Consider the following 23,327-nt stretch of genomic DNA (forward strand, 5'->3'; position numbering starts at 1 on the left):
ATTGCCGCCCTTTGTCGATTGTCCCGGCCATGACCGACATCCTCGCCCTGATCGCTGCCATCTTCCTGCTGCTGCAACTGCAACAGCTGCGCGCCATGCTGTCCTTCGTCTTCGTGCCGCGGCCGGCGCGGGCGCTGGGCGCGGTGCGCGTGCCCGAGGCCCTGGCCGATCTGCATGAGGAAGCAGCACAGGAACTCCGTGCCCTGGGCTATACCGGGCCGCACTGGTTCCAGCTCGATGCGCCGGCCGACAGCGGCATGCCGGTGCTGCTGTGGGCGGCCTGGCGCAATGTGGACAGCGGCGACACGGTATGGCTGTCGCCGCCGCAGTCGGCGGTGCAGCCCAACCGGCTGAGCAGCTGGTTCGTGCGCCGCCTCGACGACGGCCGCCATTGCGTCAGCCAGCCCTTCGACCCGTATGCGGAAATCAGCGCGGACGGACAGGTGCTGGGCCAGACCATCGGCGGCGCCGACTTCGCTGCCCAGCAGCAGCTGCACGCCGCTTGGTGCGAACGCCAGGGCCGGGTCGATCTGGCCGGCACGGACGACGCGGCGCTGCACTGGCAGGCGAGCGAGCTGCATGCCGCGCGCATCGACTCGCTGCTGCGCCGCGGCAAGCTGTACCGCGACCGCCGCGGCCTGCTGCGTCCGAAACTGGCCTTCGCGCTGAAAATCCTGGGCGCCCTGCGCCGCGCGCCGAAAATCGCCAGCCGCGGCCCGGTGCCGCCGGCGCGCCTGGCCTGGCTGGCCGAGGTGCAGCAGCGCCTGACCCTGCGCCCCGTGCCGCGGCGCGTGCAGGCCGGCCTGTTCGCCCTCAGCGTCGCGCTGTTCCTGGCCGCCGGTGCCTGGCTGTGGGACGCGCGCGTTGCGCTGATCCTGTTCGTCGTCATCGCCATCCACGAACTGGGCCACTACCTGGCCATGCGCGCCTTCGGCTACCGCAATGTGCAGATGCTGGCCCTGCCCCTGGTCGGCGGCGTGACCATAGGCCACGAAGCCAGGCCCGATGCGGCGCGTCGCGCCTGGATGAGCCTCATGGGGCCCCTGCCCGGCATCGTGATCGGCTGGCTGCTGCTGTGGCTGTCGCTGGACGGCCAGGGCCTGGGCGGCGTGCTGGGCTTTCTGGTCTCGCGCGAAGGTCTGCTGGCGCAGGCCGCGCTGGTCTTCCTGTTCCTCAATTACCTCAACGTGCTGCCGCTGCCGCCGCTGGACGGCGCCCATGTCGTGCAGGAACTGCTGCCGGCCGGCGCGCCGCGGCTGAGCGCCGTGTTCCTGGTCGTGGCCTGTGTGGTCGGGGGCGGGCTGGCGATCTGGGCCGGTTTCTACCTGCTGGCCGTGCTGGCAGCCCTGCAGCTGCCGCTGGCGCGCTCGCGCTGGAGCCTGGGCGAGGTGCTCACGCGCCTGCGCAAGGATCCGCAATTGGCAAAGCAGAAACTGCCGGCGCTGCGCCGGCAGCGCATATTCGAGGTGTTCGACGCCGTGCAGGGCCCCACCGCGCTGGCCGCGCCGCGGCTGGCCCTGGGCGCCGAGGCCGAGCGCAACCTGGCCGTACGGCCGATGCGGCCGTTGCAGCGGCTGGCGGTGGGGCTGGTCTACAGCGTGTTGCTGGCCGGGCCGGTGGTGGTGGCGGTGATCGGTGTCGCCATGCTGCAGGACCGTGCCGGAGCTTCCGCCGACACGGCGCACTATCAGGCGCAGGCCGCGGAATGGAAACAGCGTGCGAGCCAGCAGGAACTGGCCGTGCTGCTGACAGACCTGCGCGACCATCGCCAGGCATTGCAGGAACAGCCGGACGTGCGGCAAATGGCACCCGCCGATGCCGCCGCGCTGGCGGCTGCGGGAACCCGGCTGGGCCGCGAACTGCCTGCGGAGGTACGGCAGGTGTATACACTGCCCGGCGCCATGGCAGCGCTCGATCTGTTGCCGCCGGATCAGCTGGACCGGGCCAGTGCCGCGGGCGACCTGGATCTGGACGGATGGGCGTACGAAGGCCGCATTGGCTTCCATGCACCAGAACTGCCCGATGTCGAAATTAACCTCACCCCGACGCAGCTGCGTGGCCTGCTGTTGCTCAGCCACGCCAGCGGATACGGCCAGGCCTTGCTCTACGACGATGCAACGCCGCCGCTGCATGCGGACTTGCGTGTCTACCTGCTGGATTCGGAGGGAAGCAGCGTGGCGTTTGGCAATCTGCGCCAGTACGTTGAACTGCAATGGATGGACTACGGCCAGAGCAGGCAATACCGGCAGAGCTACGACAAGAGCCTCGCGCGCGAGCGTGCCAGGTTGGCCAATGCGAGCCTGGAAGAACTACTCGCTGCTGCCGAGCGGCCCAGCTGGTTGCAGCGCCAGCTGACACCGCAACTGGCTTGGCCGGGACCGGCGGACCCGGCTCACATCGCCGCCGCCAGCCAGCGCCTGGGACACGAGATCCCACCCGACCTGCAGGCACTCTACGCCCGCCACGACGGTTTTCCGCCGCTGCGCCTGCTGCCGCTGCAACGCTGGCAGCCGACCGCCCAGCTCGATGCGCAGACACAGCAGCTGCTGCGCACGCGCCAGTCCGGCGTAGACGGCTTTCCCGACCTGACAGCCTGCATCATGATCGGCGGCATCGTGGTGGAAGCCGTGCTGTATCAGCCGACGGTATTCTGGTGCCCGGACAACCCGGCCGACAGTCGCCTGACCGGTACCGGCGAGCCATACCGCGCTGCGCGGGTGGAGGATCTGTTGCGCGAAACGATTGCGCGGCAGCGGGCGAAGAGCAACGGAATGGCTCTGTGATTCCACGGCACCGTATCTGCGGCGCCGCGTTGTGCGGACGCCGCGGTTGCGACCACGGCGTCCAGCGGTTGCGAAGCTGCAGCTGCGCCTCGATCTGTGTGGAGCACTGTCCCGCGGCGTTGCGGCTGCCGTTGCGGTAGAGCGCTGTGCCATCTGCCCTGCGGGTCAGGCCACATCCACCTGCCGCACCACCAGATTCGCCGTGGCCACGCCGTTCCAGGTGCCTTCGATCCAGGCCGTAGTGCCGTCGGCGGCGCGGATCTTGGCGCGGTAGGGTACGTCCAGCGTGCTCTTGGTGATCTGGGCGATGAGCTGGATGTGCTTGCGCGGCGGTACTTCGACCGCGCTGGTGTGGCTGTAGCTCTGCTTGGTCGAGTTCTGCTCGCCGAATTTCCAGTCGTGGCTGGTGGAGGCTTCGATCTTGGTCGAGGCTTCGGTCTCTGCGACGATGGGGATGCCGGCCTTGAACTTCAGCGTGGCGCCCAGGGTGACCTCGAAGCCGTGTTCGTGGGAGAACGACGACTGGTTGGTGATTTCCTTGGATACGTTGAAGCTCGACTTCAGCGGTATCGACGAGCCGCTGTTGTCGTAGTGCTGGGTCTCGATGATGTCGGGCGCGCTGTTGATGATGCGCGCATTGTCCAGGTTCCAGTAGAACTCCAGGATCGCGCCTATGGTGCGGCGCTTGTTCAGCCATTCCAGGCCGATGTTCACCAGCTGGGCGTTGCTGTAGCCCTGCAGCTTGCCGATCTCGATGTCGGCATGGCTGTTGTTCTCGATGATGAGGATATTGCGCTGGTCGTCCTGGCTCAGGCTCTGCAGCGCCTTGAGGTCGCGGATGCCGGCCCATTGCAGGAAGATCACGATGGCCGCGGCACTGACCAGGCGATCGTTGTCCATGCCCTGGTAATGCCCGGCGGAATCGCGCGAGGCGTTTGCCAGGCAGACGATCAGCGTATTGCGCTTGTCCTCGGTGGACATGTGGTTGAGGTCCGCTTCGTCGCGCCAGCCGCCGTCGCGCAATACGCCGCGCAGCGTCATGTCGATGCTGTAGCTCATCGGTTTCTTCCTGTGCTCGGGTTTCCGCGCGCCGCCGTCCTGGTGCGCCGGAAGCGGTTGCCCGCAGGCCGGGCATGCCTGGCCGCGGAAAGGTTGTCCGCAGTCGTGACGGGCCATCCCGGCCCGCGGCGGCGCGGCCCTTTCCGCGCTGCCTGCCTGTTTCCGACACAAGCGGAAAAACGGGCTGCGGCCATCGCACAAAAGAAAAAATCCGCGCCTGGGTGCGCGGCGGCGTTGTTGCAATGTTGCAAGTGCCGGGGCGGCGCGATGCGCTATGCGCTTGCTCTGCGCGGCTGGCCGTTCGTCCGCGGGCTTGTTGCCTCTGCGCACGGCTTTGCGCCTTCAGGATCGCGCCTGCGCCGGCCGTACAAAGCAAAACCCCGCGCACCGGGCGCGGGGTTGGTGCCGCTCACCGTTGCCGGCTGCCGTCCGCCACCTGCGCGGCGGCGGCAGCCGTGGCCGGATCAGTCGTGGTTATGCCCCGGCCCGGACTTCGGGCAGTGGCAGGGCACGGTCGGGCCGAACTCGGTGCCGAAGGTGCGGCCATCGCGGTGGTGCTGCCAGTAGAAGTTCGGCGCCGGGCGCTGCTTGCCGCCGACTTCGGCCATATCCGCGTCCACGTCGAACAGGCGGCCGTTGACCATCACGTAGCGCGTGTCGATGGTGGCGCGGATGTTCTCCAGCGGATTGGCGTTCAGCACCACCAGGTCGGCGCGCTTGCCGGCTTCCAGCGAACCGATCTGCTTGGACAGGCCGAGCAGGTCGGCGCCGTCGATGGTCGCCGCGCGCAGGGCTTCGTAGTTGCTGAAACCGCCCTGGGTCAGGCTCCAGATTTCCCAGTTCGGCGACAGGCCCTGCAACTGGCCGTGGCCGCCGATCTGAATGCGGATGCCGTTGTCGCGCAGCTTCTTCGCGGCCTTGGCCACTTCGATGTGGTAGTAGTCCCAGTCCGGCGCGGTCTCGCGGCGGATGGAGCGTGCGTCCAGCGTTTCGCGCGGGAAGAAGCGGGCCAGCTTCTTGTCTTCCCAGACATTGTCGCGGGCATACCACCAGTATTCGCCGGACAGGCCGCCGTAGCTCACCACCAGGGTCGGCGTGTTGCGCACGTCGGTCTGCTTCCACAGGCTGATCACGTCGTTGTACAGCGGTGCGACCGGCACGTTGTGCTCGATGCTGGTGGCGCCGTCGAGGATCATCGGCAGGTTGAAATTGAAGGTGGAACCGCCTTCCTCGACCACCAGCATGCCCAGCTCGCGCGCGGCCTGGTTGATCTGCTGGTGCTGTTCGCGGCGCGGCTGGTTGTAGCTCTTCACGCTGAAGGCGCCGTTGGCCTTCATGCGCTTGAGGTGCGCGCGGGCATCGTCCAGCGAATTCACCACGGCTTTGAAATCGCCGTCGGCGCCGTAGAGGATGGTGCCGGTGGACAGCACGCGCGGGCCGACCATGTCGCCGGCCTTGACCAGCTCGGCCTGCGAGAACACGGTCTCGGTCGTGGCCGACGGATCGTGCATGGTGGTGACGCCGAACGCCAGGTTGGTGTAGTAGGCCCAGTTCTGCTGCGGCACTACGCCGGTGCTGAAATGGCTGGCATGGGCGTGCACGTCGATATAGCCCGGCACGATGGTCTTGCCGCTGGCATCCACGGTGCGCGCGCCGGCCGGCACGCTGACGTTCTTGCCCACGGCCTTGATCGTGTCGCCCTCGACCAGCACCGTGCCGCCTTCGATCACTTCCTCGCCCTTCATCGTGACGATGCGCGCATTGGTGAAGGCGACGACATCAGTGGACTTGTCCACGGCGGTGCGCAGGCCCAGCTCTATGCCCTTGGCCGCGGCGGGCTTGGGCAGTTCGGCCGGCGCGCCCGGCACGAAGGCGAAGGCGTCCTTCAGATCGCGGGTGAAGTATTCATTGCCGACCATCCAGTGCAGGGTCGAGCTGCCGTTGCCCCAGTGCAGGTAGGAGCCGACGTAGTCGGAAACGCGGCTGACCGGAATCGCCGTGGTGTCCTTGCTCAGCTCTATCGCCTTGCCGGTCTGCGGCAGTGGCGCGACATAGGCGTTGAACAGTTCGGTGAAGGCGACCCAGCGCCCGTCCGGACTGATACTGACGAAATCGGTGTACTTCAGGTCGAACACGTCGCGCGGCTCTTCGCCGTTGACGCCGACGCTCTGCAGCTTCTTCTTGAGGCCGCCGCCGGTGAGGAAGAACACGCGCTTGCCGTCGGCGCTGAACTGCGGCTCGGCGCCATCGCGGGAAATGCGCTTCGGCACGCCGCCGCTGGTGGCCATCACATAGACGCCGGTCTCGCCGGTGTTGAGCGAGCCGGTGAGCGAGGAACCGCTCTGCTTGGACCAGACCACCTGGCGGCCGTCCGGCGAATAGCGCGGCGAATAGTAGAAGCCCGGCGTAGTGCTCAGGGTGCGCTCGGTATTGCCGGCGAGATCGCGCTCGACAATGGCGCCCTGCTTCTCGTCCGACCACGTGGTATAGACCAGCTTGCGCCCATCGGCGCTGAAGCTGGGCTGGTATTCAAAGCTGCTGTTGTTGCTGCTCAGGCGCTGCGGCGTGCCGTTGGGCAGGCTGCGCGTCCACAGGTGGCCGACGGCGTGGAACACCACGGTCTTGCCGTCCGGGCTGGTGGCCACGTCGCGGATCATCTTGGGCGCGAAGCTGCCCGAGTCCAGCGACTGCTCGAAGCGCAGCGGCGCGGCCACGGTCTGTTCCACGTCGGCGCTGAACGCGATCGCATCCGGCTTGCCGCTGGCCGCGTCCACGCGCCACAGCTTGCCCTTGGCCCAGATCACGATGTTCTTCGAATCCGGCGTCCAGGCGTAGTTGGCATACGGGCCGAAGATGGCCCAGGCTTCCTGCATGTCGTGGGAAAGGCCGTCCCACAGCGGCTTGACCTGGCCCGAGTCCAGATCCAGCACATGCAGCACGGTCTTCTCGCGCACGCGCTTGACGAAGGCCAGCGATTTGCCGTCCGGCGAAGGCTGGGGCCGCGCCGCGCCGCCGGGGGTGGAGACCAGATCGCTGACTTCGCCGCTTTCGCGATCCAGGCGGCGGATCGCGTAGATGGTGTCGTGGGCGTTCTTGTTGTACTGGAAGAACGGGCCCTGGGTCACATCTTCGGAAAAGTATACGTAGCGGCCGTCCGGGCTGATCGCCGGTTCGCCCTGGTCCTGCTGGTCGTTCTTCTGCTTGGTCAGCTGCAGCCCGGCGCCGCCGGACTTGTGGTACAGCCACAGCTCGCCCGCGCCCAGCGAACGCTGGCCGGTGAAGTGCTTGCGGCCGATCAGGTATTCGCCGTCCGGCGTCCACACCGGGTTGTTCAGCAGACGGAAGTCTTCCTTGCTCACCTGCACCGGGTTGCTGCCGTCGGTGCGCACGCGCCAGAGGTTGTTGCCGCCGCCCCGGTCGGAGGTGAAGGCGATCTCGCGGCCGTCCGGCGAGAAGCGCGGCTGCACTTCCCAGGCCGGGCCGCTGGTGATGCGGCGGGCCTTGCCGCCTTCGATGGGCAGCAGGTACAGGTCGCCGAGCAGGCTGAAGACGATCTGCTTGCCGTCGCGGCTCACGTCCAGGTCCATCCAGGTGCCTTCATCGGTGCTGAACTTCACCGACTTGGTCTGGCCGTGGGGCGCATTCACGTCCCACTTGTCGGCCTTCTTGTCGTCTTTCTTGTCCGCGGCGAAGCCGGGCAGAGCGAGCAGCAGGCCCAGGGCGAGGGCCAGAGGGTGGCGCAGCATCAGGTGTCTCCCCATGTGGTAAGAGCCCAATCCTAGGCCAGCCCGGCCGCGCATACCCGGGAAGAAAGTCCCGGTACGCCCAAGGTCGGGGGGCGGCACCGTCCCCGGACCGCCTGAGGGCAATCCCGGCAAACTGCCACGCCGCCATAACACCTGCCCGCGCTAGACTGGCGCAACGGCGGGGCGCAAGGCCCCGCGCCATTGCCAAAGGAGCACCAGATGGCTGCGACGCAGCGCTATTTCCTCAGCATCGGCGATCTTTCCCAGGCCCGCGGCGAGTATGCCCAGCTGTCCTTCGACGGCGTCAGCCCCGACAGCTTCGCCAGCACCCTGCAGTCGGCCCTGCGCGAACCCGCGCTGTGGCAGCGCTGGAAAGCCCTGCAGCCCGACCCCGACGCGGTGGACCCGCACCTCGGCGCCAGCGACGCCAGCGCCCGCGTCACCGCGGAGCAGTCCGACCTGCATACCGAAGTCGAGGTAGTGACCAGCCTGCCGCATGCCGTGGTCAAGCATCGCCTGAACCTGCTGGCGGGGCGCGTGTGGAAGCTGCATGACGTGCAGCCGGCGTAGCAGCCGGGCGTGATCTGTTTGCGATTGCGTTCGGGATAGCGGCGGGATCGGTCAAGAAAGGGCGGCGCGCAACGTTTGCGTGGCTGCTGCTTGAGTGCGCGTAATCGGGCAGAAACGGCCGTATATGGCGCTCTTTCCTGCGAAAATGGCCGTCGCTTCGCAAGGCCCGCGTCAATGATTGATCCTGCCCTGAGCGGACTCCCGTTCGGCGAAGCCGTCCGCAAGCGCTCCGGCATGTTTGCCGCGGCGGCGCCTGCCCGCGCCGGCGGCGATACGAATGCCGTGTCGGGTCGGCTTACTGCGCCGGGCCGAAGCTGTCAGCGAAGATCTGTACGGTACTCGGCGGTACCTGGGTCAGCACGGCCTGGCCATCGGACTGGCGCCAGCGCACCAGTTGCGGGAACGGAAACAGCGGCACGGCCTGGGTGTGGAACAGCGCACTGCCGTCGCCACTGAGGCTGGCGGAACCCAGTGTTTCCGCTTCGCCCCAGCCGCTGGAGGCGGCCTGCGTCAGCGTATTGTCGGCGAGGCTGCGCACGTAGAGGCGGCTGTCGCTGGCGAAAAAGAATGACAGGTAGGCCACCGTCTGGCCGTCGGCACTGAGGCTGCCGCAGCGGTTCCACTCCAGCGGCGCCGTGCCGCCCACGGCATCGCTGACCCAGCGGGTGGTGCCGGCCACGCGATCGCGCACATAGACATCCAGCTCGCCATTGGTGTCGCCCGGCGCCATGGGCGTGATGGTGTCAAACACCACGAAACGGCCGTCGGCGCTGATGCGGCGGTTGCTGCAGCTGATCGTCGCCGGGGCGTACACGTAGCCTTGCAGCGCGGCACTGCCGTCGTTGGCCGCGCTGGCCAGTGTGGTCACGCCCGCCACCATGTCGCGCACGAAGGTGCCGGCGAAGGTGCCCGCCGGCAGTTGCAGCGCGGAGGAGACGAACAGCACATGGCGGCCATCGGGGGTGATCTCCGCATGCGCGCTGTGGCCGGCCGTCGGCTGGCCGGTGCTGTCGCCCGAAACCAGTTCGCGCAGGCCGGTGACCGCGTCATGGCGATAGACCTGGCCATAGCCCGCGGCGGCGCCGACGAGGTTGCCGGCGTCGGTGCTGAACACCGCATAGCGCCCGTCGGCGGACAGATCGTGCGCATAGCTGTTGGCGTTCCCCGGCTGGCCCAGGGCATCGCTGCTCAGGCGCAGCACACTGCCCGTATCACGATCGAGCCGGTAGACCTGGGCGGCCGCCAGCAGCGTGGCGCTGCCCGGGTCGTAGCGGCTGGCGAACAGGACATAGCGGCCGTCGTCGGATACGGCGGCATCCCCGTACACCGGCGCTTCGGCGCTGCTGTGCGTGTCGATGCGGCTGAAGCTCCCATCCGCGCTGTCCAGCAAGTACAGATCGGGATAACCGTTGGTATCGCCGGCAACGAGGTTGTCGGCCGCCGACAGGAACAGGACAAAACGGCCGTCCTCGGAAACCGACAGCGGGCCGTAGTTATGCGCATTGGCATATACCGGCGAACCGCTGCCGGCAACCGCTGCAGCGGTGGCGGGAGATGGGACGCCGGCCAGTTGCGCCAGCGCGAGGACGGCAAGCACGCGGACGCCATGGCGCCGCGCGAGTCGTGGAGTGGACATAGCTACCTCGGTATTTATGAGAAAAGTGCGTATGCGGGTTCGTCCCGCAAGCACCTAAACCGAAATAGCATCGCCCGCATGATCAGTCCGCGCCCGTGCCGCTTCCGTCGAAGCCGTCGCTGAACAGCCGCTCGTCCACCACCGCCTGCGCATCCGCCGTCACCCGCAACAGCACCACCTCCGTGCTGTTGGCCGAGGGCACGCCGGGGCGCTGGTCGCCGCGGGTGGCGGCGATCAGCACCTTGCCGTCGGGTTGCAGCAGGGCTGCGTCGGGGAAATCCTGGAAGCGGCCACCGGGGACAGGCAGGCGCAGCAGGCTGGCGCCGTTGTAGCGGCCGAAGGTTTCGCTGTCGGGCGAGCCGTCGTCGCGCAGACGGGCAACGCCAATATCGGTAGTGCCGTGCAGCGCATCGTCGGCGGCACTGTTGCGGTGGGTGCCGACCACGATCAGCTTGCCGTCGGCCGTGGGCAGGAAGGCGCTCAGTTCCGTCGCGCTGTCGGCCGGCGAGCCGGGCGGGCCGAACTGCACGCGGCCAATGCCGGCGTTGCCGAAATTGATGTCGGGCTGTCCGTTGGGCAGCAGCCGCAGGATGCCGAGGTCGCCCGGGCTGTCGCTGCGCTGGCAGTGCAGCAGCACGCGGTCCTGCGCATCCAGCGCGAGGTGATACGTGCCCAGGCAGGTGCCGGCCAGGCGCTGGTAGCCGCCGCCGGGCCAGGTGCTGTCGTCGCTGCCGTCATCGCGCAGCTTGTACACCACGCTGCCGCGGTTGCCTTGCACACTGGAGCCTTCCAGCCCGGCCACGACCAGGCTGCCGTCGCTCATCGGCGCAACGCTGGACAGAAACAGGCGGCGCGGATTCGTCGCCGTCACCAGCAGGCGATAGCCGTTCGCGCCGAAACTCGTATCGATGCTGCCGTCGGCGCGCAGGCGCAGCACGATGCCGCCGTTTTCGCTCTCGCCGGCGACGGTCTGCTGGGTCTGCCCGACCACCAGCACGCGGCCCTGGCGGTCGTGCGCCATGCCGTAAAAGACCGCGCTGCGGCCCTGTGCAGCGAAGCCCAGTTCAGGCCCGGTCTCCAGTGCGCCGTTGCCGAAATAGCTCGTATCGACACTGCCATCGGCGCGCAGCCGTATCACCGTACCGTTGCTGCCGACTCCGCCGGCGATCAGGCTGGAGCCATCGGGCATGGCCAGCACGGCGCTGCACAGAAAACCGTTGGCGCCGTTCGGGTCCAGCCCCAGCGTGCGGAAGCCGTTCGGCGGCGCGAAGCTGGTGTCGAAACCCGTGCCGTCGGGCAGGGTGCGGAACAAGCCGCAGAGATAGGTCGGCGACGGATCGGTGTCGAAGCGCAGGCGGCCCGCGACCAGATTCCTGCCGCTGTCATCCTGGCTGAGCGCATAGGCCGTCGTGCTGTCGCGGTTGCCGGGCGTGGTGCTGAACTTCTGCGTGATGAAGCCCTTGCCGCCGCCGAAGCTCGCATCGATGAAGCCGCGGCTTTCCAGCGGGTCGGGCATGCCCAGCCGCAGCAGCAGGCTGCGCAGCACGCCGCCGGCCGTGCGCGAACCGGCGATCAGCGGACGGCCCAGCGGATCCAGCGCCAGGCCGTTGACCGATTCGCGGCTGCTGTCGGTGGCGGCGAACGGGTTTTCCAGGCGGAACAGGCTGTAGCCGGAGAAATAGCCGATATCGTCGTAGCTGGCGTCCTCGTTGATGCGCGTGACAAAGATATCGCTGGGGTTGTCCGGGTGGCTGGCGAAACTCGTCGTCGCCGCGACCAGCAGTTTGCCGTCGGCCTGCAGCGCCAGGCGCGCCGGCGTTTCGATCACGCCCAGCGGTGTGCCGAAAGGCAACAATTCCAGAAAACCGTCGCTGCTGAAGCCGGTGTCCGGCTGTCCGTCGGGCGCGAGCCGCAGCACGCCCGAGGCCAGTATCGGCCCGGGCGTGGCGCCGCTGGGATCGGGTTCGCAGCTGAAGATCAGGCGATCCGCCGCATCCACCAGGAAGGAACCGATGCGGTTGCAGCGCGGTACGAAGCCGCGGCCGTTGCCGCCCTGGGCGCCGGGCATGTCCATGCCGTCGCCGAAATCCCGGTCCGGCTGGCCGCTGTCGTCGAGCCGGAACACCACGGCCGAGCGCGGCGCCGGCGGCAGTTCCGCCAGCCCGGCGACCAGGATTGCGCCGGAAGAATCCAGCGCCGACATCAGCGCGGTCACGCTGGCCGTGTCTTCCAGCACCGCCGCGCCGCCGGTGGCGAAGGCCGTATCCAGGCTGCCATCAGTAGTGAAGCGCAGCACTACGCCGCGGCGCTGTGCATCCACGAAGTGATAGCCCGTGGCCAGCAGCCGGCCCTGCGCATCCACGATGACATCGCGCAGCACGCTGGACTCGTTCGGCGCCGTCCAGCCCAGCTGCGCGTTCGCCTCGAACACGCCGTTGTCGAAAAAGCCCGCGTCCGGCACACCGTTCGCATCCAGCTTTACCACCACGCCGCTGAGCCGGTCGCCGGCAGTGGAGGCATAGCCCGTCACGATCAGCGATCCGTCCGGCAGCGCCAGCAGCGCCGTGCAGGTTTCCGTATTTGCGCCGCCGCGGTTCAGGGTGATGCGGCGCTGGCCCAGCGGGCCGAAGCTGGAATCCCAGCGCCGCCCGTCGCGCGTGGTGCGCACCAGGGCACAGTCGTAGTCTGCCGGGTTTGCCGGATTGCGCAGCGTGCCCACGGCGACCACGCGGCCGGCCGCATCGACGGCCGCGTCGTACAGCAGCTGCTCCGGTGCCGGGCTGCCGCCGAAGCTCAGGCTGGGCTGCGCCCAGCCCTCCTGCAGGAAACTCACGTCCAGGCGGCCGTCAACGTTCTGCGCGAGCAATGGCGCGGCGAGCAACAGCAGCAGGGTCAGCACTACGCGCGGCGGGGTGGGCATGGCGAACGTCCTCCGGATCTGTCGATCGGAGACGTACGCGGTCGCGGCGCAAAGCTGACACGATGCCCCGCGCGGCGGCCGACAGGCGCCGCGGCTTCCTGTGCCGGCGGCCCGCCGCTGATCCCGCTATCACGACAGGACGACGCACTCCGGTGTTTCCTGCCGCCGGCAATGCCCGGCGCAGGCTTGACCGCCGCCGTTCCCGTGCGATGCTGCACCATTTCACACGATGGAGGACCATCCCATGGAATTTCACCGCGGACGCCTGTTCGATCACGTCCATCTGCGCGTCGCCGACCTCGATCGCTCGCGCGAGTTCTACCGCCGCGTGCTCGCCGTATTCGGCCTGTCGCTGCAATTCGACACGGCCCATGCCTTCTCCTGCGACGAACTCTTCGTCACCGCCGCCGATGCCTCCGGCGTGTCGTCGGTACACCTGGCGTTCCAGGCCGCGTCCCCCGACACGGTCAAGGAATTCCACCGCGTCGCCGTGGCCGCCGGCGGCAGCGACAACGGCGCGCCCGGCGAACGCAACTATCACCCCGGCTACTACGCCGCCTTCGTGCGCGATCCGGACGGCAACAACCTCGAAGCGGTCTATCACGGCGCATCGACGCGGACGGCCGAATCGGTGGTGGTCAAGCCGGTGTAAGCCGCGTCGGCGCAGCGGGCGGCGTTGCTTTCCCGCTGCGTGGCCGATCGACGGGGTAACGCAGCGGCCGGCGCAACGCTCTGCGCGGCGCTGGCCGCTTTTGTCGGCAAGCGATGCCCGGCGCCGCCGCATCGCCGCCCCGCTGAGTCGACGTCACCTGGAACAGCGCCGGGACAACGGCGATCCCGGCGCTGAAAGGCGGCAGGACCGACGCGCCCGGCCTCCTCGTCCCGGCAGATTTCGCCGGCCTGAATGCGCTGGTATGCCGGCCTTCGGATCTGTTCTTCTTCGCGAACGGCGTCGACCGCTGCGGAACCGGAATCGGAGGCGGGCCGGATCCGCTTGCCCGGCGGAGCGTCCGATTCCTAAGCTAACGGCGGATCCTTCCGCGATGTCGCGCGAACGCGGCCGCATCATTCCATCCGCGGGCCAAGCGGCCGCTCCCAGGCAACCGACGAACCGACGCATGCGCCAGGCTATCCGCCGCGAGGTCCAGCAGATCCAGCCGCTCGATGCGCTGGAACACGCCCACCAGAACCAGACCCTGGCCTGGATAGATTCCGGCGCGGAACTCTGCCGCATCGCCAAGCCTGCGACCCCGCCGCAGCACCTGGTGTCCTACTTCGCCGTCGTCGATGCCGGCCATGTGCTGCTCGTCGACCACCGCAACGCCCAACTGTGGCTGCCCACCGGCGGCCATGTGGAACCCGGCGAACATCCGCGCGACACCGTCGTGCGCGAACTGAAGGAAGAACTCGGCCTGACGCCGCTGCAGCCCGTCGCGGCGCCGCTGATGATTACCTGCACCACCACTGTAGGCCTGACGGCAGGGCATACCGATGTTTCGCTGTGGTACGTGGTCCACGCCGGCCGTTCGCAGCCCCTGAGCTTCGACGCGGACGAGTTCACTGCCGTGCGCTGGTTCCGCTTCGGCGAGGTGCCGTTCGAGCGCAGCGATCCGCATATGCGGCGGTTCGTGGCGAAACTGGAACGGTAGGGTTGCAGCAGCGGGCCGTGGCGGTGTTGCGGGCACAGTTGTGGACAGCAGCGCCCGGCGTGCCGCGTCGCATCGGCCGTCACTGTTACATCGAAAACCGCCAGGGCGATCCGACCGAATTCAGTCTTGCCATGCAGACCAGCCCCTGGCACTTCTACGACGCCGAACAGCGCATCCTCACGATAGAAGATATCGCCGCGCTGGTCCGCCCCGGGCTGAAGGATCCGGTCAAATCCGTGAAACTGATCGGCTCCTGGACCGGCGTCGCACCCGACGCCGGCGGCCGCTCGCTGGCACAGAAACTCTCCCAGGCCCTGGACGGCTTCCCGGTCAACGGCATGGACGGCTTTCTTTGGGTCCGCAAGGACGGCAGCCTGCGCACCACGCGCCAGGCCTTTACCCTGCGCACCACCTCCGGAGCCTATCGCCTCAAGCCCGGCGCCGATGTCATGGCCGCATTGACCAGCGGCTGGCTCGTCGCCGCCCACGACCATTTCGCCAAAACCAAGGATGCCGAAGGCCTGCGCCGGGCCGCCGCAGGCTGGGACATGTTCGCCCTCTGCCCCGAACGCGCCCTGGCAACTTACGAAACCGCCGCCACCCTCGGCGACACCGTGGCCGCCTACAACGCCGCCATACTGCGGCTGGAACGCCACGCGAAAGGCGACCGTAAAGCGGCGCGCAAGTGGCTGGAGAAGGCGGCGCAGCGTGGAGATGCGAAGGCGCGGGAGAGGTTGGGGTTGGTATGGAAGTGAAGCATCGGAAGGTTTTGGAGCTGGGGGCGAGTCCGCTATCGAAGGCAGAGGAGCGGCGACGGGCTGAGCGGAACGCTGATTTTGGGGCTGTGCTGCAGGGGCTCTGCCTGCATGGCATTGACTATGAGCTGATCGAGCGCTCCGTGCTGGTCAATTTCTGAGCTGTCTACACAGCAGTGAACGCGCCGTCCAGGGGACTGCTGCTGGCTTCCCATTTTTGAGATGCCTACACGGCAGTGAACGTGGTTTAGGCCGCGGCCTTTAGACCACGAATTTCTGAGCTGCCTACACGGCAGTGAACACGCGCGGCTCGCCGGCATCGCCCTGGTTGAGTTTCTGAGCTGCCTACACGGCAGTGAACTCCGTATTGCTGGTGATCGAATCCGGCACCGTTTTCTGAGCTGCCTACACGGCAGTGAACGGTTGTAGCGGCCCAGGTTCGTGACGGTCGTATTTCTGAGCTGCCTACACGGCAGTGAACCGCGATCATCTGCGATACGGCGCGCTTGACCATTTCTGAGCTGCCTACACGGCAGTGAACTTGCCCCAACCCTCCAACGCTCGCCAGAGCTTTTTCTGAGCTGCCTACACGGCAGTGAACGTCCCTGCGGCGCACTATCACGGCGTGCCGCTTTTCTGAGCTGCCTACACGGCAGTGAACAGCTGGAGCGCGCGCGATGAATCGGATCAGCTTTTCTGAGCTGCCTACACGGCAGTGAACCCGCAGCTGACCATCAACAACGGTTCCAGCCTTTTCTGAGCTGCCTACACGGCAGTGAACCCGCAGCTGACCATCAACAACGGTTCCAGCCTTTTCTGAGCTGCCTACACGGCAGTGAACGGTGCGCCGCGGCAAGGACCCGAACGACTGCTTTTCTGAGCTGCCTACACGGCAGTGAACGAGCAGCGCATCCGCAGCACCATGCCCAAGATTTTCTGAGCTGCCTACACGGAAGTGAACACTTGGCTGGTCAACGGTTCGCCCATCGCTACTTTCTGAGCTGCCTACACGGCAGTGAACAACGACAGGTATGAATCGCCAGGTCCCTACGATTTCTGAGCTGCCTACACGGCAGTGAACGGGTCGTCATCGTCACTTCCTCCCCGCGGCAATTTCTGAGCTGCCTACACGGCAGTGAACCCTGAGAAGTCCGCCGGCCTGCGCAAGCTTTTTTCTGAGCTGCCTACACGGCAGTGAACACCAGGTTGTGAAGCGGGAACAGGTATTCCATTTTCTGAGCTGCCTACACGGCAGTGAACAATGTCCTTGAACTTCTCGCCCGCGTCCCTGCTTTCTGAGCTGCCTACACGGCAGTGAACACAACCGGATACTCAACGCCAGTGCTGGTGATTTTCTGAGCTGCCTACACGGCAGTGAACCCGTCCGGCCATCGCCACGCGGCGTGCCGCCATTTCTGAGCTGCCTACACGGCAGTGAACCGCCACGTTGCTCAGGCCGGTCGCAAGCGACATTTCTGAGCTGCCTACACGGCAGTGAACGTGCGCGGCCGGAAGGCCAGTTGCGGTGTTCTTTTCTGAGCTGCCTACACGGCAGTGAACGCTGTGCTCGGTGAAGCTGGCCGGCGACGGCAATTTCTGAGCTGCCTACACGGCAGTGAACTCGACGTGAACGATTCCCGCGAATTCCGGATCTTTCTGAGCTGCCTACACGGCAGTGAACGCAGCCGGCATTGCCAAGAAGTTGGACCCGCTTTTCTGAGCTGCCTACACGGCAGTGAACGCATGGTCCTTGTTCCGTTTCAGCGCCCTGCCTTTCTGAGCTGCCTACACGGCAGTGAACATTACGGGGCCGGCTGGGGCGACGGGTGCAACATTTCTGAGCTGCCTACACGGCAGTGAACGGTCTGACCTTCGCGCAGCCACTTCCCACCGATTTCTGAGCTGCCTACACGGCAGTGAACCGGAACGCGCGCCGCATCACGAAGCGTTCCTGTTTCTGAGCTGCCTACACGGCAGTGAACCCCTGTTTGGCCGCCTCGTCGGTCCGCTCAATTTTCTGAGCTGCCTACACGGCAGTGAACTGGCGGTGTACATCGCGGCGTTCGCGATCATTTTTCTGAGCTGCCTACACGGCAGTGAACGATCCAGACTGTGCAACACAGAAGAATGGTTATTTCTGAGCTGCCTACACGGCAGTGAACTGCGCGAGCGAAGGCGCAGCGCCAACAGACAATTTCTGAGCTGCCTACACGGCAGTGAACGTCCGGCCCCGACTGGTCGCAGGCGCCAGAGTTTTCTGAGCTGCCTACACGGCAGTGAACTTCACCAAGTCCCGATATCACTGGTACTTTCATTTCTGAGCTGCCTACACGGCAGTGAACGACGTGCTGGCCGACCTGCGCCGCGGCGTGCATTTCTGAGCTGCCTACACGGCAGTGAACATGGTCACGACAGCAGCCTGGCCACGCCCATGTTTCTGAGCTGCCTACACGGCAGTGAACGCGGCCGTACATGAGGATTCCGGCCGCGTTGTTTTCTGAGCTGCCTACACGGCAGTGAACCAGGTCCGCGGCGTCTTGCCGTCCCAGTCCACTTTCTGAGCTGCCTACACGGCAGTGAACATCGTGCTCGACATCAACTCGCCCGGCGGCGATTTCTGAGCTGCCTACACGGCAGTGAACGGCAGCCAGTGGCAGCGCCAGCAGCCGCGCAATTTCTGAGCTGCCTACACGGCAGTGAACTCGTGGGATACGAACACGGACCGGACCATCCCTTTCTGAGCTGCCTACACGGCAGTGAACTACCGGTACGTACCGGGCCGGCGGCACGATCCTTTCTGAGCTGCCTACACGGCAGTGAACTCCGGATCGGCCGGACGGACGGTATCGGTAACTTTCTGAGCTGCCTACACGGCAGTGAACAAATACGGTAACCACCCGAATTACCGACGAACTTTCTGAGCTGCCTACACGGCAGTGAACCCGGCGTGCACGGGGTACGGCCGCACGCCGTGTTTCTGAGCTGCCTACACGGCAGTGAACGGCGAACGTGATTTTCTGTAGTCGTTCAGGGCTTTCTGAGCTGCCTACACGGCAGTGAACAATCCGACCTTGTGCCGTGCCCATTCTGCAATTTTCTGAGCTGCCTACACGGCAGTGAACAGTGCAGCCGGTCGCGCCCGTCGAATCCAAAGATTTCTGAGCTGCCTACACGGCAGTGAACGCTACGAATGCGGTGCTGGGGCCGTTCCTGACTTTCTGAGCTGCCTACACGGCAGTGAACGCGCTGGACTCGACGCAAATCGACTGCATCAATTTCTGAGCTGCCTACACGGCAGTGAACAAAACGGGCTGACACATCAACGCGGGACGTAGATTTCTGAGCTGCCTACACGGCAGTGAACTCGGACACGGATGCGCACATAGACCTGTCAAATTTCTGAGCTGCCTACACGGCAGTGAACCAAGCCGGATGCACTGGCGCTGGTGTCAGACTTTTCTGAGCTGCCTACACGGCAGTGAACCCAAGCGGCACAACTGTTGGGGCCTACCCTCAATTTCTGAGCTGCCTACACGGCAGTGAACCAACGCTTGCAACGCAGCTCATTTTTTCTGACTTTCTGAGCTGCCTACACGGCAGTGAACTGGAAAACGCCGTCATCCGCGCGCGCCGCAATTTTCTGAGCTGCCTACACGGCAGTGAACTCGGTCACTGCTGACCGCCTGTTTCTTTCTTCTTTCTGAGCTGCCTACACGGCAGTGAACAAACCGAGCGCATGCAGGCGGCCTGGCTCAAATTTCTGAGCTGCCTACACGGCAGTGAACGTGCAGATAGCGCACCGCGGCCTCGTGCATGCGTTTCTGAGCTGCCTACACGGCAGTGAACCGTAGCATCGTCAATGCGGCGATGATGGGCTCTTTCTGAGCTGCCTACACGGCAGTGAACAATGGCAGGGGTTGGCGTCGCCTCCGACAGATTTTCTGAGCTGCCTACACGGCAGTGAACACTATCCGCCGACGCTGGTCTGGACCGTGGCCTTTCTGAGCTGCCTACACGGCAGTGAACGGCCAGGGCACGGCCGAGGGTTTGGATCTTGATTTCTGAGCTGCCTACACGGCAGTGAACAACCCACCTCCCCCCATCTTCCCCCCTAGAACCAACAGCTTACCCCAGAAAACAAAACAGCTACCCAATTTCCCCGGGTAGCTGTAAGTCTTTGATCGTTCTAGTTGTAACCAAGCAACCTCAAAAAAGGGTTCAATCAAACCAAGGCACAGTCGCCTCCTGGCTGAGTCCATAGCTGTTGAAACGACCGGCGACAGGTTGCTCCTGCACGGGGCCGTGGGCGATGAACAGCAGGAAGGGCTGGCCTGTGCTGGAGCTGTTGAGGCGGACGTAGGGCAGGGACAGGGTTTCGCGGGTGGTGTCGGGGATGCGGGCGGCGGCGGTGGCGGCGTCCAGGTTGTGGCGTTTCATCAGGCGGCGGCGCAGGCGTTCGGGGTTGCTCTTGGCCTGGACGCGGCGGACGTTGCGAAAGCGGCAGTCCGCCGGCACGGCTTGCACCGCGCCGATGTCGACGTGGTCGCGCAGGGTGTTGTGCCAGGCCGTTGCCTGCAGTGCTTGTAGGGCTTCGGCGCTACCGTGCAGGCGTAGTATGTCGCCCAGTCCGTCGCGGCCGCCTGCGCGCGGGAAGCTCAGGCCTATGTCCTCGCGTCCGAGCTGCGAAAGCGCTCTGTGGAATTTTCCATAGAGCGCGCTGAGCAGCTGGTTGGCGGCGAATTCCGGATCAGGCCGCAGGCGCAGATCGAGATGGTGGTCCATCTCAGCCGGCCTCGCCGAACACGCCGCCACGGATCAGCACGGCCACGACGTAGTGCTGGTCGCCGATGTCCGGTGCCTTGCCCTTGAGCACCCAGTTGTCCAGCAGCGAATAGAAGTCGGTGCTCTTCTTGGGCTGTCGATACGCCTTGCCCAGCGTGGTCACCGAGCCGTAGGGCTCGACCGCGATCGGGCCCAGGCCATCGTTGTCCGGGTCCGGATACCAGGTGTCGATGGTGCGCAGTGCGTTGCCGATCTTCTGCGAGTGGATGCCGGCGATGCTGTCGACCTGGTACAGCGTCTTGCTCTTCTTGTCCTTGGCCTTGTCGTCGAGTATCAGTTCCTGCGAGGGGAACACCTCCTGGCCGGCGCCCACACGCACGCAGGCGCGCACGCCGAGCAGCACGTGGCTTTCGCCGCCCAGTCCCGCGGCGATCAGTGCGCCGATTTCGTCGATGTTCTTTGCATCAGCCGCTTTGGCGTCGAAGCTGCGCAGCGTCAGCGACAGCGCATCGGCGAAGGTCCAGCTTTTTGCCGGCTTGCCGTCGACCAGATGGTCGATGCGGATTTCCACCTGCTCCGCGCCGATGCGGTTGCGCCAGAGGAAGCGGCCGTTGGCGAGATTGGCCGCATAACGCCGCGCCAGTTCGCTGAAGCCGTTGGCGCTGACGTAGCTGTCTATGGTCTGCTCCAGGCGCTTGCGGTAGCCCGAGTCATTGCAGGCGGAGGGGCGGCCGGTGCCGGCGAGCACGCGCAGGGTGAAGCTCACGCACAAGGTATCGGTGTCGGCCGGGAGCGCGGCGAAATCCACGGTCTGCAGATTCGGCTTTTCTATCATCGCATCCAGCTTGGCCGGATCCTGGTCCTTGGTCTTGAGGCGGTTGGAGATGGTGCCGCGCACGGACTTGGTATTGATCGCGACCGGCTTGCACGCGCCGATGTCGTTGCGTCCGGCCCAGGTGGCGGCGTGGAACAGCGCGTCGGAAGGATCGAGCTTGCGTTCGAAAGCGAGAACGGATGCGGTCTTGATGGTGTTATCGGCCATGACAAGTTCCTCGAATTCAGTGCGTGGGGGCGGAGAGGTCGGCGGCGTAGTCGTTGCGGGCGCGGTAGAGACCGGCCTCGACATCGCTGTGTCCGTACCAGAGCAATTGCTGCCAGGAATCGAGCCGGTGCGGCGCTATCCATTGGCCCAGGGAATACAGGCTTTCTACGAAACGTAGCGGTGTTTCGCTGTCGCGCGCGTTGCGTACGCTGCCGGCGGGCTGCAGCGGTGTGAGTGCGCCGTAGCCGACGGGGATGGGGACTATCCAGCCGGGCTTCTTGTCGAAGATCCATTCGGCGGCTGGTGTTTTGGCTTCGCCCGCCTCGTCATCCGGCCTCGTCGCAGGAGCGGGTGCGGGCCGGCAATTGAGACGGGACAGATCCAGCCAGGCGTCCAGCGTGGTCGCTTTCGGGTCTGTCTCGCGCAACTGCGCCAGCCGCTGTGCGAGCAGATCATCGCGTGCGACCAGGGCAAAACCCGGCAGCCAGCGACGGCGCAGCGAGCGCAGCATGAGGGACAGATCTTCCGCTTGGTCCGGAAACGGCAGCAGTTGTGGTCGATTGCCAAAATCGCCGCCCGGTGAAGGCAGGATCGTGCCGCCGGCAATGCGCATCTGGCTCACCTGCTGCAGGATGGCATTGGCGCGCTCGTATCGGTGGTTATCGTCCTCCAGCAGCGCATCACCGGCGACGCCGAAGACCAGCGTTATCTCCAGATGGATGCGCCCTTCCTCGACAATGGCTGCCGTACTGCCGTCCTTGTCGACGGGGTTGCGTGTCAGCCGGAAGGCGCGGTGATAACTGTTGCCGGCGACCTGTTCTTCGTGACGGTGGCAAATCACGCCGACGCCGGTGAAGATCAGCGGATAGTCCTTGCCGAGCTTGCGTTCCAGGGCCCACATCAGGCCGAGGAACGCGGTGATGGCTGGGAAACCGTGGGTGAAGGGGCTGGAGATGGCGTTGGCGTTCTGTACGCGCAGGCGTGGGAGGACCAGCAATCCCTGGGTGGCGGAAAGGAGTTCGCTCATACCGTCTCTCCTTCTGTCTCGCTGCGCTCCTGTTCGATCTGCCGGCGTAGCTCCTTGAGGTCAGCCGCCCAGGCTTCGTCGCCCAGCAGCTCCTTGGCCCAGTGGCGTTGTTCGATCAGGCCTACAGGTAGACGCTCTCCGAGTTCCTTGTTGAGCCAATAGCCGAAGCTGCGGCCGATTTCCTCGGGCCAGTTCATCCGCCGCCATTCGCTGTGGAAATCGTCGTCGCGGGCGGCGCGGCCGGGATCCAGCCAGAGTTGTTCGGCCAGCGGCAGGCGGCAGGTGGACTGGGCGCTCCAGCCAGCAGGCAGTGCATCGCGCATTTCGGCGGCAAACCAGATCAATTCATCGATCAGCCGGTCAACCAGCTCTTCGCGACGTTCCCGGGTGGGCAGGGTCTTGGCAGGATCGGTTTCCAGGAAGTCACGCAGTTCTTTCACCAGGTCGCGCGCGCTGAAGCGATTGAAGGCCGATTCCGTGTCTAGCGGTGCCCGCACTTTTGATTTCCATTGCGGTGGCAGGGAGGCCAGCAGGTAGTTGACACCGCCGCGTTCGCTGTTCAACTGGCTGATGTTCTGTGGCTTGGTACCACCTAGTTTCTGCGTAGCCAGGTCTGGATATTCGGCGAAGCCGTGCTCGTGGGTGCGCTTTTCCTTGCGGGCTTCACGCGCGGCTTTGGCGGCATCGCCAAAGCGGCCTTCATTGATGGTGACGTGGAGGCGATGGGTCAGCGAGGTGGCATACAGCGGTGCGAGGAGGTGATAGTCGCTGTCGTTGGTAGGAAAGTCGCCAACCAGCCAGTAGACCTGTTTGCCATACGTATGCGTAGCCAGATCGCCTCGCGGTTGTACCAGCCTGGCGAAGGCGCGGCTCCAGGCGGCGGCGCGTTCGCTGTCGGTGCTGAATGCGGCGATCAGGTCCGGGTCTTCGGCCAACGCGGCGGCGAGCAGGGTGGTGCCGTTGGCTTCCACGCGCAGGAACTTGTAGACGTCGAGGGCGGCGGCGTTGCCAACGACATCGCCACTGAATTCCTGGTCCAGCACATGGCTGCCGAGTTCGGTGTGGCCATGCAGGGTTCCCGGCGGACAGTAGAGATTGGTACCGCGCGCATCCGGGTGGATGGGCTTGAGGGAGTGGGTTACGGCCTGGATCTGGCTGACGCGGCGGGCGGCGTCTTCGATCCAGGTTTCGGGGTGGAACTGGGTTTCCAGTTCGGTGCGTTTGGGGTCGTCGTCGGGCAGTTTTTCGAGCTTGGAATCGCGTCGTTCATTCAGAAAACGTTGGATTGCTGCGCGAAAAGCTGCCCGTCGCTCATCATCTGATGAGTGGGTCATGGGAAATCCCGTGGAGGTAGCGTC

The 23,327-nt window shown here is 65.6% G+C and carries 13 protein-coding genes and 1 CRISPR repeat array; of the genes, 5 read left to right on the forward strand and 8 right to left on the reverse strand.

What is annotated here, in order from left to right:
• The first annotated feature begins 29 nt into the window (after positions 1-29).
• On the forward strand, positions 30-2,783 hold the full coding sequence (locus NM961_RS21900; RefSeq protein WP_255916564.1) for a site-2 protease family protein: 2,754 nt from the start codon (positions 30-32) through the stop codon (positions 2,781-2,783).
• 165 nt (positions 2,784-2,948) lie between these two features.
• Here NM961_RS21900 and NM961_RS21905 read toward each other — a convergent pair whose 3' ends face one another.
• Both NM961_RS21905 and NM961_RS21910 read right to left on the reverse strand, forming a co-directional pair.
• Positions 2,949-3,842: an ETX/MTX2 family pore-forming toxin gene (locus tag NM961_RS21905; RefSeq protein ID WP_255916565.1), complete on the reverse strand. Its 894-nt coding sequence runs from the start codon at positions 3,840-3,842 to the stop codon at positions 2,949-2,951.
• A gap of 464 nt (positions 3,843-4,306) precedes the next feature.
• The gene (locus tag NM961_RS21910) at positions 4,307-7,588 is read right to left on the reverse strand and encodes an amidohydrolase family protein (RefSeq protein ID WP_255916566.1); all 3,282 of its coding nucleotides are present in this window, start codon (positions 7,586-7,588) and stop codon (positions 4,307-4,309) included.
• A 219-nt stretch (positions 7,589-7,807) separates the two neighbouring features.
• Here NM961_RS21910 and NM961_RS21915 point away from each other — a divergent pair, with 219 nt between their 5' ends.
• Positions 7,808-8,158, forward strand: a complete 351-nt coding sequence (locus NM961_RS21915; RefSeq protein ID WP_255916567.1) for a hypothetical protein — start codon at positions 7,808-7,810, stop codon at positions 8,156-8,158.
• A 295-nt stretch (positions 8,159-8,453) separates the two neighbouring features.
• Here NM961_RS21915 and NM961_RS21920 read toward each other — a convergent pair whose 3' ends face one another.
• Together NM961_RS21920 and NM961_RS21925 are read right to left on the reverse strand one after the other, a co-directional pair.
• Positions 8,454-9,755 (reverse strand): TolB family protein, encoded by a 1,302-nt coding sequence (locus NM961_RS21920; protein WP_255916568.1) that lies wholly within the window; start codon positions 9,753-9,755, stop codon positions 8,454-8,456.
• A 121-nt stretch (positions 9,756-9,876) separates the two neighbouring features.
• A complete protein-coding gene (locus tag NM961_RS21925) occupies positions 9,877-12,714 on the reverse strand; it encodes a delta-60 repeat domain-containing protein (RefSeq protein ID WP_255916569.1) in 2,838 nt (945 codons plus the stop codon).
• 244 nt (positions 12,715-12,958) lie between these two features.
• Here NM961_RS21925 and NM961_RS21930 point away from each other — a divergent pair, with 244 nt between their 5' ends.
• The 3 genes from NM961_RS21930 (at position 12,959) to NM961_RS21940 (ending at position 15,118) form a co-directional block, all read left to right on the forward strand.
• The gene (locus NM961_RS21930; RefSeq protein ID WP_439334238.1) at positions 12,959-13,366 is read left to right on the forward strand and encodes a VOC family protein; all 408 of its coding nucleotides are present in this window, start codon (positions 12,959-12,961) and stop codon (positions 13,364-13,366) included.
• Between the two features lie 466 nt (positions 13,367-13,832).
• Positions 13,833-14,363 carry an NUDIX hydrolase gene (locus NM961_RS21935; protein ID WP_255916571.1) on the forward strand — a complete coding sequence of 177 codons (531 nt, stop codon included), beginning with the start codon at positions 13,833-13,835 and terminating at the stop codon, positions 14,361-14,363.
• A 2-nt stretch (positions 14,364-14,365) separates the two neighbouring features.
• Entirely contained in the window at positions 14,366-15,118 is a 753-nt protein-coding gene (locus tag NM961_RS21940; RefSeq protein WP_255916572.1) for a DUF8616 domain-containing protein, read from the forward strand.
• Positions 15,119-15,272: 154 nt separating this feature from the next.
• Positions 15,273-19,204: a CRISPR direct-repeat array (repeat unit 28 nt; unit sequence TTTCTGAGCTGCCTACACGGCAGTGAAC).
• A gap of 132 nt (positions 19,205-19,336) precedes the next feature.
• Here the strand turns inward: NM961_RS21940 and cas6f are convergent.
• From cas6f to csy1, 4 genes are read right to left on the reverse strand one after another with little or no spacing between them, the layout of a single operon-like run.
• The gene (gene cas6f, locus NM961_RS21945) at positions 19,337-19,900 is read right to left on the reverse strand and encodes a type I-F CRISPR-associated endoribonuclease Cas6/Csy4 (protein WP_255916573.1); all 564 of its coding nucleotides are present in this window, start codon (positions 19,898-19,900) and stop codon (positions 19,337-19,339) included.
• Position 19,901: 1 nt separating this feature from the next.
• Positions 19,902-20,942: a type I-F CRISPR-associated protein Csy3 gene (gene csy3, locus NM961_RS21950; protein ID WP_255916574.1), complete on the reverse strand. Its 1,041-nt coding sequence runs from the start codon at positions 20,940-20,942 to the stop codon at positions 19,902-19,904.
• Between the two features lie 16 nt (positions 20,943-20,958).
• Positions 20,959-21,969 carry a type I-F CRISPR-associated protein Csy2 gene (gene csy2, locus NM961_RS21955; protein ID WP_255916575.1) on the reverse strand — a complete coding sequence of 337 codons (1,011 nt, stop codon included), beginning with the start codon at positions 21,967-21,969 and terminating at the stop codon, positions 20,959-20,961.
• Complete coding sequence (csy1, locus tag NM961_RS21960) at positions 21,966-23,303, reverse strand: type I-F CRISPR-associated protein Csy1 (protein ID WP_255916576.1); 1,338 nt, start codon at positions 23,301-23,303, stop codon at positions 21,966-21,968. The genes csy2 and csy1 overlap by 4 nt, the downstream gene beginning before the upstream one ends.
• Positions 23,304-23,327 lie beyond the last annotated feature (24 nt).

Source organism: Tahibacter harae, assembly GCF_024437735.1.
Lineage (GTDB): Bacteria > Pseudomonadota > Gammaproteobacteria > Xanthomonadales > Rhodanobacteraceae > Tahibacter > Tahibacter harae.